Source organism: Pseudomonas sp. BNK-44-b (assembly GCF_047456245.1).
GTDB classification, from domain to species: Bacteria; Pseudomonadota; Gammaproteobacteria; order Pseudomonadales; family Pseudomonadaceae; genus Aquipseudomonas; species Aquipseudomonas machongensis.
Genome location: NZ_CP179908.1, coordinates 2917469 through 2933233, shown reverse-complemented (window position 1 = coordinate 2933233; position 15765 = coordinate 2917469). Strand labels below are relative to the sequence as shown.

Genomic DNA, 15765 nt, shown 5'->3' with positions numbered 1-15765 from the left:
GCCGCTTCGCTCTGGTAGCATGCCCCGCATGACGTATTCAGGAAGACTTGGTTGGGGCGTGCTGTTGCTCGCCGCCAGCTGCACAGCATGGGGCCAGAGCGAACTGTTGGTACGGGTCAAACCGTCCAACAAGACGTTGCAGGCCAATATCGAAGGCTACATCGGCAGCCTGGGCGATCGCGACGAGGAGGCCTTGCTGCGGTTCAGCCGCGGGGCTGAGGAGCAGGCGCGCAAGGCGGCCCAGGCGCTGGGCTACTACCAGGCGCAGATCGATACCGAGGTCAAGCCGCCGAGCAAGGCCGATCAACCCGTACAACTGATCATTCGGGTCGACCCTGGCGAGCCGGTGCGCCTGCGCAATGTGACCGTGCGCATCGAAGGCCCGGCGAGCGAGATGAAGGCCTTTCGCATTCCGGACAGCAAGGCATTGCGCCCGGGCGAGCAGCTCAATCATGGTGTCTACGAGGACGCCAAGCGGCTGATCCAGAACCAGGCTTCGCGCTATGGCTTCTTCGACGGGCGCTTTTCCCGTCAGCGCCTTGCGGTAGACCCGCAAGCAGGCGTTGCGGATATCGAGCTGGTGTACCAGAGTGGCCCGCGTTATCGCCTGGGCAAGGTGACCTTCGGTGGCGACGCACCGCTGGACGACGACCTGCTGCAACGCATGGTCGGCTTCAAGCCGGGAACACCCTACGATTCAGAACTGGTGGCCGAACTCAATAACGACCTGCAGTCCAGTGGCTATTTCGAAGGAGTACGTGTCGATGCGGCGCCGACGGCGGCGGTCGATGACGTGGTGCCGGTGGACGTGCGCCTGGATACCCGTAAACCGCGAACGCTGGGGCTGGGCCTGGGGTTCTCGACCGACGTGGGGCCACGGGGCAAGGCGAACTGGACACGGCACTGGGTCAATCCCCAAGGCCACAGTTATGGCTGGGAGACCGAGCTCTCGGCGCCCCGGCAGAACGTCGGCCTGTGGTATGACATCCCGCTGGACCCTCCACTGACCGACAAGCTGCGCTTTGCCGGTGGTTACCAGAACGAAGAGATCGCCGGCACCGACACCCTCAGCAAGCTGCTGACTGTCGGCCCCGAATGGCACAGCAAACTGCCCAGCGGCTGGCAGCGGGTGATCTCGCTGAAGTACCAGCGCGAGGAGTACCGCCTGGGCGACGACTCCGGGCTGAGCAACCTGCTGATGCCTGGGGTGAGCTTTTCCTATTTGCGCAGTGACAACCGCATCGACCCGCACAATGGCTATCGCCTGCAGTTCGACCTGCAGGCGGCCAAGGAAGGGCTGGGCTCGGACACCAACCTGGTGCATGGCAATGTCCTGCTCAAGGGCCTCACCACCCTGGGGCAGAACCATCGCTTCCTCGGGCGCGTGCAGTTCGGTGGCAGCGCTACCAACGGCTACCAGCAGAACGTCCCGCCCTCACTACGCTTCTTCGCCGGTGGCGACCAGAGCGTCAGGGGCTATGACTACCAGACGCTGTCGCCGAAGAACAACAAGGGCGACCGTATCGGTGGCCGCTACCTGGTGGCCGGCAGTGCCGAGTACCAATATTCGGTCACGGAGAAATGGCGCGTGGCGACCTTCATCGACCAGGGCAACTCGTTCAATTCGCTGGAACTGCCCAGCCTCAAGACTGGCGTCGGCATCGGCGTGCGCTGGGTCTCGCCGGTCGGGCCGCTGCGTCTGGACCTGGCGCGCGCGCTGGACGACGACGGTGGTATCCGGCTGCATTTCTCCATGGGGCCTGAACTGTGATGCGCCTGCTCAAACCTGTGTTGTCGATCGTATTGGGCTTGCTGGTGCTGGTGGGGCTTTGCGCAGCACTGGTACTGGGAACGCAAGCGGGCAGCCGCTGGGCCCTGAGCCGGGTGCCGGGGCTTGAGGTCGAGGACTTCCAGGGCCATCTGGGAGGCCAATGGCAGGCCGCCCGTGTGGTCTGGGCCCAGGATGGCAGCCGGGTCGAGCTGCAGGCACCGCAACTGCAATGGTCACCCTCGTGCCTGTTGCGCGCCACGCTGTGCGTGCAGCGGTTGCAAGCCGAGCGCATCGACATGGCGTTCGCTGCGAGTGAGTCGCAGGCGGACACAGGGCCGTTGCAACTGCCCGAACTGCGTTTGCCGATCGCAATCGAGCTGGGTGAGGTCAAGATCGGTCAGTTACGCCTGGATGGCAGTGACCTGCTCGGCGACCTGCAACTGGCCGCCCACTGGACCACCGAAGGCCTGCGTATCGACGCCCTGCAATTGCAGCGTGACGACCTGCACCTGAGCCTGCAGGGCAATCTGCAGCCCCAGGGGGATTGGCCGCTTCAGGCCGATGCCACCCTGCAACTGCCGGCAGTGGATGGGCAGGCCTGGCAATTGGTGCTCAATGCCAAGGGCGACCTGCAGAAGACCCTGGCCCTCGAGGGCACCAGCACGGGTTATCTCGAGGCGAAGCTCGAGGGTGAGCTGCAAGCGCTGGCCGATCACTTGCCCGCGACACTGCAGATCCGCGCCGAGACGTTCCGGCCCTCTGCCTCGTTACCCGACCCCCTGCAACTGAATCAGCTCAACCTTCAGGCCAAGGGTGACTTGCTCAAGGGATACCTGCTCAAAGGTACGGCCAGCCTTCCGGCCGAGCAGGGGCCAGTGGCCCTGGCCCTGAATGGCAAGGTCGATGCCAAGGGGGCCCGGCTCGAGACACTGGACCTCAGCGCCAGTGAGACCCAGCGCCTCACGTTGCAGGCCAGTGCCGACTGGCAGCAAGGGCTGACGGCCGATGCCCGGATCGACTGGCTCGATTTTCCCTGGCTGCGTCTGTACCCGATGGACGAAGCACCGCAAGTCACGCTCAAACGCTTCAACGCCCAGGTGCACTATCGCGACGGTACCTACAACGGTGATTTCAAAGGAGACCTCGATGGCCCGGCCGGTGCGTTCAGCCTGGCCAGCCCGTTCGATGGCGACCTGACCCAGGTGCGCCTGCCACAGTTGGCATTGGTCGCCGGGCAGGGCAAGGCATCGGGTGCCGTGGCGCTGGGCTTTGCCGACGCGATTACCTGGGATGTCGATCTGCAACTGTCGGCGCTCGACCCCGCCTATTGGCTGGCGGAGCTGCCGGGCACCCTGGCAGGGCCGCTGCGCAGCAAGGGCGAATTGAAGAACGAGCGTCTGCAGCTCGATGCCCAACTCGACCTCAAAGGGCGCCTGCGTGGTCAGCCGGCGGTGCTCAAGGCTGATGCCAAGGGGGCAGGTGAGGCCTGGACGCTCGGAGCGCTGGCGATCCAGTTGGGTGACAACCGGATCAATGGCAGTGGCAGCCTGCAGCAACGCCTTGCCGGTCGCCTCGATATCGACCTGCCGCGCCTTGGCCAGCTGTGGCCGCGCTTGCAGGGGCAGGTCAAAGGTCGCCTCGATCTGGCTGGCACGCTGGCTGCGCCGCAGGGTGTCCTGAGTCTTCAGGGGCAACAGCTGGCCCAGGCCGACAACCGCATACAGCGCCTGGATCTCGACGCACGCCTGGACAGCGCCCAGCGTGGACTGATCACCCTCAAGGCCGGCAATATCCGCCTGGGCGAAACGGCCTTGGGCAATCTTGATGCCACGGGCAAAGGTGATATCCGCCAGCAGGCGCTGACAGTGGCGCTGAATGGACCCCAGCTCAAGCTCGACCTTGCGTTGGACGGCACGCTCGGCAAGGGTGATTGGCGTGGCCGCCTGGCCAGCGGGCGCATCCAGGCAGGCGGTCAGGACTGGCAATTGCAAGCCCCCGCACGCCTGCAGCGCCTGGCCAACGGGCAGCTCGACTTCGGTGCACATTGCTGGCGCTCCGGCGCTGCCAGCCTGTGTGGCGAGGATCAGCGCCTGGCGCCGGATCCACGTTTGCGCTACCACCTCAAGCAGTTCCCCATCGACAGTCTGGCCCAGTGGCTGCCGAAGGATTTCGCCTGGCAAGGCATGCTCAATGCCGACATCAACCTGGATATGCCGGCCAGCGGCCCCAAAGGCACGGTGCGCATCGATGCCAGCGGCGGCACGCTGCGGGTCCGTGATAACGGGCGCTGGATCGACTTCCCCTACCAGACGCTCCGCCTGGACAGTACCTTGGCACCGCGCCGGGTAGACACGTCGCTGGCGTTTCGTGGCGACCGGTTGGGGGCGTTGAACCTGTCGACACGCATCGATCCCCTGGGCCGGGACAAACCGCTTTCCGGTGAGTTTCGCCTTTCCGGGCTGGACCTGTCGATCGCCCGGCCTTTCGTGCCGATGGTCGAGCGCCTGGCCGGGCAACTCAACGGCGACGGGCGTTTGTCGGGTACCTTGCTGGCGCCACAGGTCAACGGCAACCTGACGCTTAGCGGCGGGCATGTCAGTGGCGCCGAGTTGCCGGTCAGCCTGGAAGACTTGTCGTTGCGTGCGCTCGTGGCCGGGGAGCAGATCCGGATCAGCGGTGACTGGCGAAGTGGCGGGGCCGGGCGCGGGCAATTGGCCGGCGAATTGGCTTGGGGGCAGGCGTTGGCTGTCGACTTGCGTTTGCAAGGCCAGCAGCTTCCAGTGAACGTCGAGCCCTATGCCGCGCTGGAGGTCGCGCCGGACCTCAATATCCGCCTGTCCGGCGACAAGCTGGCAGTGACGGGCAACGTTCAGGTACCCAAGGGCAAGATCACCGTGCGCGAGCTGCCGCCTTCGACGGTGAAGGTCTCCGACGACACGGTGATTATCGGCCACCAGACCGAAGAGGGCACGCCGCCGATGGCGGTCGCGATGGACATCGATGTCGAAGTCGGTCGTGACAAGTTGTCCTTCAGCGGCTTTGGCCTGACCGCCAATCTGCTGGGTCATGTGCACATAGGTGACAACCTGGACACGCGTGGTGAGTTGAGCCTGGCTGACGGTCGTTATCGAGCCTACGGCCAGCGCCTGACCATCCGTCGTGCGCGGCTGTTGTTCGCAGGCCCCCTCGATCAGCCATACCTGGATATCGAAGCGATCCGCAAGGTCGATGACGTGATTGCGGGTATTCGCCTGAGCGGCAGTGCCGAGCAGCCGACTACCCAAGTGTTCTCGGAGCCGGCCATGAGCCAGGAGCAGGCGTTGTCGTATCTAGTGTTGGGACGTCCCCTGGGCAATTCTGGCGAGGATAACAACATGCTGGCTGAAGCGGCCTTGGGCCTGGGCCTTGCCGGTAGCGCCGGGATTACCGGGAGCCTGGCCTCGAGCCTGGGAATCGATGATTTTCAGCTCGACACCGAAGGTTCGGGCAACAAGACCAACGTGGTGGCCAGCGGCAACCTGACCGAACGCCTCAGCCTGCGTTATGGGGTCGGTGTGTTCGAGCCAGCCAACACCATTGCCTTGCGCTACAAACTGAGCAAGAAGGTCTATCTGGAGGCCGCCAGCGGGCTGGCGAGCTCGCTGGACATCTTCTACAAACGCGACTTCTGATCTGATCGGCGGACAGTGGCGGCTTCGATGAACTCGTTGCCGTCTGCGCCTGGCTCCGGGGCGGGCATGGGCGGTGTGCGCACAGGCATGATCAGGTTGGTGTACTCCTCGATGAGCCGGTTGATCGCTTCGGGCGGCTCGCAGGCCTGGAACTGCATGCGAATCTGTACTTCGTCGGGGTCGCGTCCTTCGCCACGGCGCGTTTGGGCGCCGACGGTGACCTTGAAGTGCGAGCACGAGGTGGTGTCGTTGGCCTGCTGCAGCAAATCCTGTCGGGCCTGAGCGTTCTTCACGTGAACCGACAGGTCGACCTGCATGCGCTCCAGGGCCAGGCCCTTGGTGGACACCAGGGCAATCAACGGGATGCGCAACGTGTGCGTATCGTCCATCGCCACTTCGACCATCTTGGCGCGCATCGGCATGCCGGGCTGCTCGGCGTCCACGTCGAAGAACTGATCGAAGAGTCTGAGGTATTGCTGGGCAATCAGGGTATTGGTTGCCGCGGCGGCTTCCTGGAGCCCGCGCGTGATGTCGCGCAGGTCGGTGGATGTCATGGGGGTCGGTTGAGCGTGTTCGCAGGGCTGATCCAATCAAGGGTCTCCAGTGCGCAGGCCGCAGGTGCCCCGGAGGGGACCTGCGGCAGGTGTGGGTGAGGTAGGGCATTGCGCATCAAGTCGTTGTAGCGGGTTTCTCAGCGCCGGCCAGGGTGTCTTCGCTGGAGATGCTGTCGGTACTGCGTAGCTCTGAGCTGGCGAGCACGGCAGGTTTGGTTGCAGCATCGGTGAGGAATTCCATGACGCGCATGAGGGCTTCCGGTGGTTGCTGACGGCGCACGGTAGTGTTGAAGGCGTAGCGCGCGCGGGTATCGGTCTTGCGGGTCTGCTCCGACTTGTGGCTTACACTGCCTTTCACATTCAGCTTGAACGGTCCCCAGCCGAGCGAGGCCTCCATGCTGCCTTCCGCCTCCTTGGAGGATCGGTCCTCGGCCATCTGGTTGATGGTCATCTCGAACTCGATCTTGCCTTCGTCGATGGCAATGTTCGGGTGAGTGATGGCCGCCAGCAGTGGCACCTTCATGCTCTTGGCGACGATACCTTTGTATTCGCCATCCTCACCGACGATGGTCTCGTCGTAGTCGAACTGGATGGCGACTGCCTTGCCATCCTGGATGCAGACATTCATGAGGAAGTCGGCGTACGACTTGCTCGCGGTGACCTGCGCCTGGACCATGGCCTGCAAGGGGCCGGCAATCATTCGGTCCATGGGTAGAGAGTTGATGACGGAACCGATCAGGCTGTTGTCAATGGACATGGGTGATACTCCTTCGGGGGCGGTGAATGTTCAGGCCCGGTTTTCAGTGGGGGTGGTTGTCCTGGCGCCGGATGTTGCCGATCTGACGCAGGCTCAGTCCGTACTTGTCCGCGAGCAGGCTGCGCGACAGCCCGCTGGCACTTTCTTTCTGGATTTGCAGGTTGCGCAACTGGCGCTGGAAGTGGTCGGCCTTGGGAATCTCCAGGGCAATGCCGGCATAGCGCTTGATCAGTGCGTCCAGCGCGTCGGCTGGCAGCAGCTCGGCCAGCCGTGTGCGGTCACGGTGTTTGGGGATGTACTTGGGGCGGCCGCCGTAGGCGCAGGTCAGCCGGTACGCATTTTCAAGGCCGATGCACTCGATCAGCGATTGCAGTGAATGAGGTAGCTGGGCGACATCGATTGCAGTCAGATCTGGCAGTTCCATATTCGATTTCCCTGTGTCTTAGAGGCCAGCACGATGGGTGCCCAGGGATTCTCAGCCACCTCTCCCGATCATTCCTAGGCGCCAAGTGGCCCATGCTCTGTAGTTCCTGTAGAGCGTTTGTTGCAGGCAGAGGAGAGCTCTTACGTAGGAAGTTGAGCCGTGATTTTCCAGTAGGTCTTGTTCTTTCTCGGTCGACTTCTTAGGCGTGTTCCAAGGGTGTCGGTACCCATTTCAATCGCAGGGGTAGGCTTTGCGCAGGCTCGCCAAACCCAGGTAGCTCTGAGGGGCGGAAACCGCTGCGGCGGGCAATGCGCGCCAGTCCACGTCTACGCACAGTGCTTCGAGCGCTTGGCTACCGCGATAGCCGATGACTTGCGGGCTGAATACCCGGCGGTAGCGCGCGTGGGTAATGGCGAAGGGTTCCACATGCTGCGCCTGTGCCAAGGTCAATCTGACCATGGCCGGCAGTTCCGAGGGGGGAGGGACGAAGCGCAACTGGCCTGGCTGGGCCTGCAACAAGCCGTTGCCACGAACCTGTTGCCACAACTGCTGCCATTGGTTGCTGCCGCTGGACGCTTCGAGGCGTGTGCCGAGCTCGAGCAGTTGTTCGCGGGGCAGGGTGCTGGTATCGATGGCGTGGGCGCAGGTGAGTGGGAGAAACAGCAAGGTGCAAAGCAGGATGGGTGTTGGCATGGTCGCTCCGGGGCACGAGTCGGGCGTCCATGTTTTCAATCTTGAGCGGCGAAGCTCAGCAGGAAATGCATCGCGAGTGGATCTGGCCATGTATCATGTGGCCGGCTCGTGACGAGCTTCTTTTGTCCCTGATGCTCCAAGGAATTGCCGATGACACACATGCAGCGCTTCAAATATTCGATCCTCATCATCGTGGTGATGATGGGTGTGATGTTCGGCCTGAGCTACCTGCAGAAACAGGGCACGATCAGCGAGCAGACCTTCCAGTACCTGGCCATTGGTATCGCCGTGGTCGTCGTGGTGATCAACGGCATCCTGCGGCGCAAGGTGAAGTCCTGACGCAGGCCAGCCGGCCGTCCTGGCCGGCCGGGTAATCAGCGCAAGGCGTTCTGCTCCAGCACGGCGCGGGCTGCAGGCTGAAGGCTGTAGCACTTGTCATCGCCCAGGCTGATGACGCCCTCGGTGCAGAGTCGCTTGAGCACTTCGCGCACGCTCAGGAATGACAGCGGGATATCCAATTGCTCCAGCTGCGCATGTACGCCGCGTACGCCGATGCTGCGGCCACTGCGATCGGCCGAATGCAGCGCATCGATGACTTTCAGGCGAATCAGGCTGGTGCGCAGACCGTAGGCGCGCAACAGTTCGCGGATCTGTTCGTTGCCGATCCGTTCCTGCGCGCCAGTGCTGTCTTGCGGCGATGTGCGCTCAGCGGTGCGCTGGTGCTGCGCCTGCAGTTGCGGGTTGTACATGTGAATGCTCCTTTTCGTGGACTGTCCCGAAATCATGAGTGCCTAACTATTAGGACGAATGAGCGCGGGAAAACTGCAGTTCTGACTGAAAAAAAACTGCCACGTCCTTTTCAAGACGTTCCCGCGTAGCGCAAGACGTAAAATTTTCATCCGGCCGCTCGTCTGATCGGGATGACCTCTCATTCCCCAGGAGTGCCCGTGATCCCACTATCGCGACCCTTATCCTGCCTTGGCCTGGCCATCGTGCTTGCCACCGCTGCTGCCGGCGCGCAGGCGCGGGAAGTTGCCGGCGATGCTTCGGCGCAGATTCGCCGCACCAGCTTCGGTGTGCCGCACATCCTGGCCAGCAATGAGCGCGGCCTGGGCTATGGCATCGGCTACGCCTATGCCCAGGACAACCTGTGCCTGCTGGCTGACGAAGTGCTCACGGTCAATGGTGAGCGGTCGAAATATTTCGGTGCCGAAGGCAAGACGGTCGAGCAGCGCGACAACCTCGACAGCGATCTGTTCTTCACCTGGCTGAACGACAATGCGGCAGTCAACGGATTCCTCCAGGCGCAGTCGGCGCCCATTCGCGATCGCCTGGAGGGCTATGCTGCCGGCTGACAACCGAGCGCTTGCCGAACGCAAGGCCCAGGGGCTGCCGGTGGAGTGCGGGGCGGGCGACTGGGTCAGGCCAATCACCAGCCTGGACCTGGTGAAGCTGACCCGCCGACTGCTGGCTGAAGGGGGTATCGGCCAGTTCGCCGAAGCGGTGGTCGCAGCAACGCCGCCGGGGCTGGCCATGCACAGGCCGAAGGCCGACTACGGCGTGGCCCTGGCACGCCAGCAGGCGTTCGCCAGCGAGCGTGGCAGCAACGCCGTGGCCATCGGTGCGCAGCGCTCGGCCAATGGGCGTGGCTTGTTGCTCGCCAACCCACACTTCCCCTGGATCGGCGGCCTGCGGTTCTATCAGATGCAGTTGACCATTCCCGGGCAACTGGATGTGATGGGGGCTGCGCTGCCGGGGTTGCCAGTGATCAACATCGGTTTCAACCGTGATCTGGCCTGGACCCACACCGTCGACACCTCCAAGCACTTCACCCTGTACCGTCTGCAGCTCGACCCGAAGGATCCCACCCGTTACCTGCTGGATGGCCAGTCGCTGCCGCTTCAACAGCAGGCAATCACTGTTGCGGTGAAGGGGGCGGACGGAACGCTCAGCCAGGTGCAGCGCCAGATCCACGTCTCCAGGTTCGGCCCTGTGGTGCAGTGGCCGGGGCGCCTGGACTGGGATGGCAAATATGCCTACAGCCTGCGCGATGCCAATCTCGACAACACGCGAGTGCTTGAGCAGTGGTACGGGATCAATCGCGCCAAGGACATCGATGCTGTCAAGACCTCGGTGGCCAAGCTTCAGGGCATTCCTTGGGTCAACACCCTGGCAGTGGATGCCGGTGGCCGCGCGCTGTACCTGAATCAGTCGGTGGTGCCGTATGTCGACAAGGCCATGCTTGCCCAGTGCAGCGACCCGTCGCTGGTCGGGCCGTTGGTCGTACTGGACGGTTCGCGCAGCGCCTGCCAGTGGAAGGTTGACCCCGACGCTGCGCAACCTGGAATTTTCCCCGCGCGCCTGCAGCCAAGCCTTGAGCGCGCGGACTTCGTGCAGAACTCCAATGACTCGGCCTGGCAGGTCAACCCGGCCCAGCCGCTGACAGGCTTCTCGCCGCTGATCAGCCGTGAAGACCAACCCTTGGGGATGCGTACCCGCTTTGCCTTGCAGCGCCTGCAAGGTCGCGCCAAGCTCGGCGTAGCTGAGCTGCAGCACATGGTGCTGGACGACGAGGTGTATCTGGCCAGCCAACTCCTGCCAGAGCTGCTGGACTGGTGCAAAGGCGCCGAACGCGATCTGCAGGCTGTTTGCGCCAGCCTCAAGGCCTGGAACGGCAAGGCCGGCACCGACAGCGGCATGGGGCTTGTGCATTTTGCCAACATCATGGAAGCGCTGGGCGACCAGCCGCAAATCTGGCGTGTGGCGTTCGATCCGGCCGATCCGCAGCACACGCCGCGTGGTCTTGCAGTAGAGCAAGCAGCAGTGCGCGCGCTGCTGCGTGAGGCGGCGCTGGCTTCGTTGGCGCAGGTGCAGGAAGGCGGCATGGCGCAAGAACAACACTGGGGGCAGGTACAGCAAGCGCTGGACGGCACGCCGGTGCCGGGTGGCCCGCAGGAGTTGGGGGTCTACAACGCCATGGTCAGTGTGCCCAATGGGGCAGGGAAGCGTCTGGTAGTCAGCGGTACCAGCTATCTGCAGTTGGTCAGCTTCACCGAGCAGGGGCCCCAGGCCAAGGGGTTGCTGGCATTTTCACTGTCCAGCGAGTCGGCCTCGGTGCACGCATTCGACCAGACGCGTGCCTTTGCGGCCGGACAATTGGCCCCCATTCCGTTTACCGAAGCGCAGATTACCTCTGATCCTCAGTATCGCCAGTATGGGGTGAGCGAGCGGGATGAGCAGGCACTGGTCAGCGCGGGGAAATAGTCGAAATCAGTGGCCCTGTGGTGGCACGAGCCACCTCAGGGCCTGCGCGTCAGGAAAATTCGAACGGCGCCAGGTGCATGCCCTGGTCGTCCACCTGCAGCGCCCAGCCTCGGCGATCCCAGTCCCCCAGTACGATGCGCCGAGCCGGCTGGCCCTCGACCACCAGCTTGTGCAGGGCAGGGCGGTGAGTATGGCCATGGATCAGCGTGCGCACACCGTGCTCGCTCATCACCTTGGGCACTTCGTCGGGGGTGACATCGACGATTTCAGTGTTCTTCATCCGCACCTGCGCCTGGCTTTCACTGCGCAGCTTGCGCGCCAGTTTCTGGCGCGTGGACCGCGGCAAATGACGCAGAATCCAGAGGCTCAGCGGGTTGCGCAGGTAGCGGCGCAGCTTCATGTAGGCCACGTCGCGGGTGCACAGGGTGTCGCCATGCATCAGCAGTACCGGCTCGCCACCCAGCTCAACCACGCTAGGTTCGGTCAGCAGGGTGCAGCCAGCGGCCTTGCAGAAGTCCTGGCCGATGAGAAAGTCGCGGTTGCCGTGCATCAGGTAGATCGCCGTGCCGCTCTCGGACAGCGTGCGCAACGCCTGGCAGATCGATTGCTGGAACGGCGTCATGGCATCGTCGCCGATCCAGGCATCGAAGAAGTCGCCAAGAATGTACAGCGCCTTGGCGTGTCGCGCCCGCCCATCGAGCAGATCAAGAAACGCCCGGGTAATGTCCGGGCGTTCTTCTTGCAGGTGCAGATCGGAGATCAGCAGGATCACTCAATGATCTCGGCTTTCTCGATGATCACGTCGTCCTTCGGCACGTCCTGGTGGCCAGCCTTGGAACCGGTGGCGACTTTCTCGATGGCATCGACCACTTCACGGCCTTCGGTCACTTCGCCGAACACCGCGTAGCCCCAGCCCTGCACGTTCTTGCCGCTGTGGTTGAGGAAGTCGTTGTCGGAAGCGTTGATGAAGAACTGCGCCGAGGCCGAGTGCGGCTCCATGGTGCGGGCCATGGCGATGCTGTACTTGGTGTTCTTCAGGCCGTTGTCGGCTTCGTTCTGGATGCTGGCGCGGGTTTTCTTCTGGTTCATGCCAGGCTCGAAGCCGCCGCCCTGGATCATGAAGCCCTTGATCACACGGTGGAACACGGTGCCGTCGAAGTGGCCGTCCTTGACGTATTGAACGAAGTTCTCGACGGTTTGCGGGGCTTTTTCGGCGTTCAGTTGCAGAACGATGTCGCCGTGGTTGGTGCTCAGTTTGACTTTGGACATGCTGAAATTCGCTCTTTCAAGGCATTCGGGAATAGGGTGCACAGGTCGCGTACTGTACCTGACGCAGGATCTGGCGGCGGCGACACAAGGCGCGCGGCGGCCATTTTGCCAGCTGACGACAAAACGCTGCGAGAAATCGCGCCAGTTTGTCGGTGCCCGGCTGTCAGCAGCTTGACTGCTTCGGCTATGATAGGCCCTTTGATTCAATCGGCCTACCCGGACCGGACATCTGCATTCAAGGATCCTATGAGCAAGCCCACCGACAACGCGACCAACGCCGCTGCCAAAGGCGCCCCCGCCGTCCCTGCGAACTTCCTGCGACCGATCGTCCAGGCTGACCTGGACTCGGGCAAGCACAGCAGTATCGTCACCCGCTTCCCGCCGGAACCGAACGGTTATCTGCACATCGGCCACGCCAAGTCGATCTGCGTCAACTTCGGTCTGGCCCAGGAGTTCGGTGGCGCCTGCCACTTGCGTTTCGACGACACCAACCCGGCCAAGGAGGACCAGGAGTACATCGACGCCATCCAGCGTGATGTCAAGTGGCTGGGCTTCGAGTGGACAGGTCCGGTGCGCTTTGCTTCCGACTATTTCGACCAGTTGCACGACTGGGCGGTCGAGCTGATCAAGCGCGGCAAGGCCTACGTCTGCGACCTGACCCCCGAGCAGGCCAAGGAATATCGGGGCACCCTGACCCAGCCCGGCAAGAACAGTCCGTTCCGCGAGCGCAGCGTCGAGGAGAACCTCGACCTGTTCGCCCGCATGAAGGCTGGCGAGTTCAAGGACGGTGAGCGTGTGCTGCGTGCCAAGATCGACATGGCTTCGCCCAACATGAACCTGCGCGACCCCATTCTTTACCGCATCCGCCATGCCCACCACCACCAGACCGGTGACAAGTGGTGCATCTATCCCAACTACGACTTCACCCACGGCCAGTCGGACGCCATCGAGGGCATTACCCACTCGATCTGCACCCTGGAGTTCGAGGGCCATCGTCCACTGTACGACTGGTTCCTCGACAACCTGCCGGTCCCGGCGCATCCGCGCCAGTACGAGTTCAGCCGCCTGAACCTGAACTACACCATCACCTCCAAGCGCAAGCTCAAGCAGTTGGTGGACGAGCAGCACGTCGAGGGCTGGGACGATCCGCGCATGTCCACGCTCTCGGGCTACCGCCGTCGTGGCTACACCCCGGCCTCGATCCGCAACTTCTGCGACATGGTCGGCACCAACCGCTCCGATGGCGTGGTCGACATGTCGATGCTCGAGTTCAGCATTCGTGACGACCTCGACCGCACCGCGCCGCGCGCCATGTGCGTACTGCGTCCGCTGAAGGTGGTGATCACCAACTACCCTGAAGGCCAGGTCGAGCAGCTCGAACTGCCGCGCCACCCGAAGGAAGACATGGGCGTGCGCGTCCTGCCGTTCGCCCGTGAGCTGTACATTGACCGCGATGACTTCATGGAAGAGCCGCCCAAGGGATACAAGCGCCTGGAGCCAGCCGGTGAAGTGCGCCTGCGCGGCAGCTATGTAATTCGTGCCGACGAGGCGATCAAGGATGCCGAGGGCAATATCGTCGAGCTGCGCTGCTCGTACGATCCGGACACCCTGGGCAAGAACCCCGAGGGTCGCAAGGTCAAGGGCGTGATCCACTGGGTACCGGCCGCCGCTAGCATCGAGTGCGAGGTGCGCCTGTACGACCGCCTGTTCCGCTCGCCCAATCCGGAGAAAACCGATGAGGGCGGCAGCTTCCTTGAAAATATCAATCCGCAATCGCTGCAGGTGCTGACGGGTTGTCGTGCCGAACCTTCGCTGGGCCAGGCCCAGCCAGAAGATCGCTTCCAGTTCGAGCGTGAAGGCTACTTCTGCGCCGACCTGAAAGACAGCCAGCCGGGTCGCCCGGTGTTCAACCGCACCGTGACCCTGCGCGATTCGTGGGGCAGCTAAGGAATCCTCGTGCTTAACATCTACAACACCCTGAGCAAGACCAAGGAAGTCTTCAAACCCCTGGATGGCAACAACGTGCGCATGTACGTCTGCGGCATGACCGTGTACGACTACTGCCACCTGGGCCATGGTCGCAGCATGGTGGCGTTCGACCTGATCACCCGTTGGCTGCGCAAGAGCGGCTACGCGCTCACGTACGTGCGCAACATCACCGACATCGACGACAAGATCATCAACCGCGCCAACGAAAACGGCGAGCGCTTCGATGAGCTGACTGCGCGCATGATCGATGCCATGCATGAGGATGAGCGTCGTCTCAACATCCTCAAGCCGGACCTGGAGCCGCGTGCCACCGATCACATCCCCGGCATGCACGCGATGATCCAGACCCTGATCGACAAGGGCTATGCCTACGCGCCGGGCAATGGCGACGTGTACTACCGCGTCGGCAAGTTCGTCGGCTACGGCAAGCTGTCGCGACGCAAGATCGAAGACCTGCGTATCGGCGCGCGGATCGAGGTCGACGAGGCCAAGCAGGATCCGCTGGACTTCGTCCTGTGGAAGGGCGCCAAGCCGGGCGAGCCGAGCTGGGATTCGCCCTGGGGCCCAGGTCGTCCGGGCTGGCACATCGAGTGCTCGGTGATGTCCACCTGCTGCCTGGGCGAGAGCTTCGACATCCACGGTGGTGGCAGCGACCTCGAGTTCCCGCACCACGAGAACGAGATCGCCCAGAGCGAGGCGGCCACCGGCAAGCCTTATGCGGCGGCCTGGATGCACTGCGGCATGATTCGCATCAATGGCGAGAAGATGTCGAAGTCGCTGAACAACTTCTTCACCATTCGCGACGTGCTCGAGAAGTACCACCCGGAGGTGGTGCGTTATCTGCTGGTGGCCAGCCACTACCGCAGCGCCATCAATTACTCCGAAGACAGCTTGCGCGATGCCAAGGGCGCCCTGGAGCGTTTCTATCACGCACTGCGTGGCCTGCCGCGCGTCGCCGCCAAGGGTGGCGAGGCGTTCGTCGAGCGGTTCAGCGTGGCGATGAACGATGACTTCGGCACCCCTGAAGCCTGCGCCGTGCTGTTCGACCTGGTCCGCGAGATCAACCGCCTGCGCGACAGCGACGCTGAGGCAGCGGCAGGCCTTGCCGGTCGCCTGCGTGAGCTGGGTGATGTACTGGGTGTGCTGCAGCTCGATGCCGACGACTTTTTGCGTGCCGGTGCCGAAGGCAAGGTCGATGCTGCCGAGGTCGAAGCCTTGATCCAGGCGCGTTTGCAGGCGCGTACGGACAAGAACTGGGCAGAGTCCGATCGCATTCGCGATCAACTGGCTGCCATGGGTGTGGTGCTTGAAGACAGCAAAGGCACCACCACCTGGCGTCTGGCTGACTGATACGACTCGAGGGCTGCCCAGCA

General features: G+C 63.1%; 12 protein-coding genes and 1 pseudogene. 6 read left to right on the top strand and 7 right to left on the bottom strand.

All coding sequences use genetic code 11. The features are described 5' to 3' along the window. Nucleotides 1-28 precede the first annotated feature (28 nt). Nucleotides 29-1771, top strand: coding sequence for an autotransporter assembly complex protein TamA (locus ACMGGG_RS13210; RefSeq protein ID WP_063545235.1), 1743 nt, complete (start codon nt 29-31; stop codon nt 1769-1771). Continuing rightward, nucleotides 1771-5442, top strand: a complete 3672-nt coding sequence (locus ACMGGG_RS13205) for a translocation/assembly module TamB domain-containing protein (RefSeq protein WP_414155634.1) — start codon at nt 1771-1773, stop codon at nt 5440-5442. Before ACMGGG_RS13210 ends, ACMGGG_RS13205 begins: the two co-directional genes overlap by 1 nt. On the opposite strand, the gene ACMGGG_RS13200 is transcribed toward ACMGGG_RS13205, so the two are convergent. From ACMGGG_RS13200 to ACMGGG_RS13185, 4 genes are all read right to left on the bottom strand, one after another. Beyond that, on the bottom strand, nt 5424-5996 hold the full coding sequence (locus tag ACMGGG_RS13200) for a DUF2589 domain-containing protein (protein ID WP_151924919.1): 573 nt from the start codon (nt 5994-5996) through the stop codon (nt 5424-5426). The two genes, ACMGGG_RS13205 and ACMGGG_RS13200, sit on opposite strands and share 19 nt — an antisense overlap. A 115-nt stretch (nt 5997-6111) precedes the next feature. Further along, the gene (locus tag ACMGGG_RS13195; protein ID WP_063545232.1) at nt 6112-6753 is read right to left on the bottom strand and encodes a DUF2589 domain-containing protein; all 642 of its coding nucleotides are present in this window, start codon (nt 6751-6753) and stop codon (nt 6112-6114) included. A gap of 43 nt (nt 6754-6796) precedes the next feature. Further along, entirely contained in the window at nt 6797-7177 is a 381-nt protein-coding gene (locus ACMGGG_RS13190; protein ID WP_063545231.1) for a Mor transcription activator family protein, read from the bottom strand. A 231-nt stretch (nt 7178-7408) separates the two neighbouring features. Beyond that, nucleotides 7409-7870, bottom strand: coding sequence for a hypothetical protein (locus ACMGGG_RS13185; protein ID WP_063545230.1), 462 nt, complete (start codon nt 7868-7870; stop codon nt 7409-7411). 150 nt (nt 7871-8020) lie between these two features. Between ACMGGG_RS13185 and ACMGGG_RS13180 the strand changes: the two genes are divergently transcribed. Continuing rightward, on the top strand, nt 8021-8209 hold the full coding sequence (locus ACMGGG_RS13180; protein ID WP_054891523.1) for a hypothetical protein: 189 nt from the start codon (nt 8021-8023) through the stop codon (nt 8207-8209). A gap of 35 nt (nt 8210-8244) precedes the next feature. Here ACMGGG_RS13180 and ACMGGG_RS13175 read toward each other — a convergent pair whose 3' ends face one another. After that, nucleotides 8245-8619, bottom strand: a complete 375-nt coding sequence (locus tag ACMGGG_RS13175; protein WP_063545229.1) for a hypothetical protein — start codon at nt 8617-8619, stop codon at nt 8245-8247. Nucleotides 8620-8817: 198 nt separating this feature from the next. Between ACMGGG_RS13175 and ACMGGG_RS13170 the strand changes: the two are divergent. After that, a pseudogene (locus ACMGGG_RS13170) lies at nt 8818-11134 on the top strand (acylase). Nucleotides 11135-11183: 49 nt separating this feature from the next. On the opposite strand, the gene ACMGGG_RS13165 reads toward ACMGGG_RS13170, so the two are convergent. Both ACMGGG_RS13165 and ACMGGG_RS13160 read right to left on the bottom strand, forming a co-directional pair. After that, the gene (locus ACMGGG_RS13165; protein WP_414155632.1) at nt 11184-11906 is read right to left on the bottom strand and encodes a UDP-2,3-diacylglucosamine diphosphatase; all 723 of its coding nucleotides are present in this window, start codon (nt 11904-11906) and stop codon (nt 11184-11186) included. Beyond that, nucleotides 11903-12403 carry a peptidylprolyl isomerase gene (locus tag ACMGGG_RS13160; protein ID WP_063545226.1) on the bottom strand — a complete coding sequence of 167 codons (501 nt, stop codon included), beginning with the start codon at nt 12401-12403 and terminating at the stop codon, nt 11903-11905. Before ACMGGG_RS13160 ends, ACMGGG_RS13165 begins: the two co-directional genes overlap by 4 nt. Before the next feature lie 246 nt (nt 12404-12649). Between ACMGGG_RS13160 and ACMGGG_RS13155 the strand changes: the two genes are divergently transcribed. Continuing rightward, a complete protein-coding gene (locus tag ACMGGG_RS13155) occupies nt 12650-14350 on the top strand; it encodes a glutamine--tRNA ligase/YqeY domain fusion protein (RefSeq protein ID WP_054891518.1) in 1701 nt (566 codons plus the stop codon). A 9-nt stretch (nt 14351-14359) separates the two neighbouring features. Next, nucleotides 14360-15742, top strand: a complete 1383-nt coding sequence (gene cysS, locus ACMGGG_RS13150) for a cysteine--tRNA ligase (RefSeq protein ID WP_063545225.1) — start codon at nt 14360-14362, stop codon at nt 15740-15742. Nucleotides 15743-15765 lie beyond the last annotated feature (23 nt).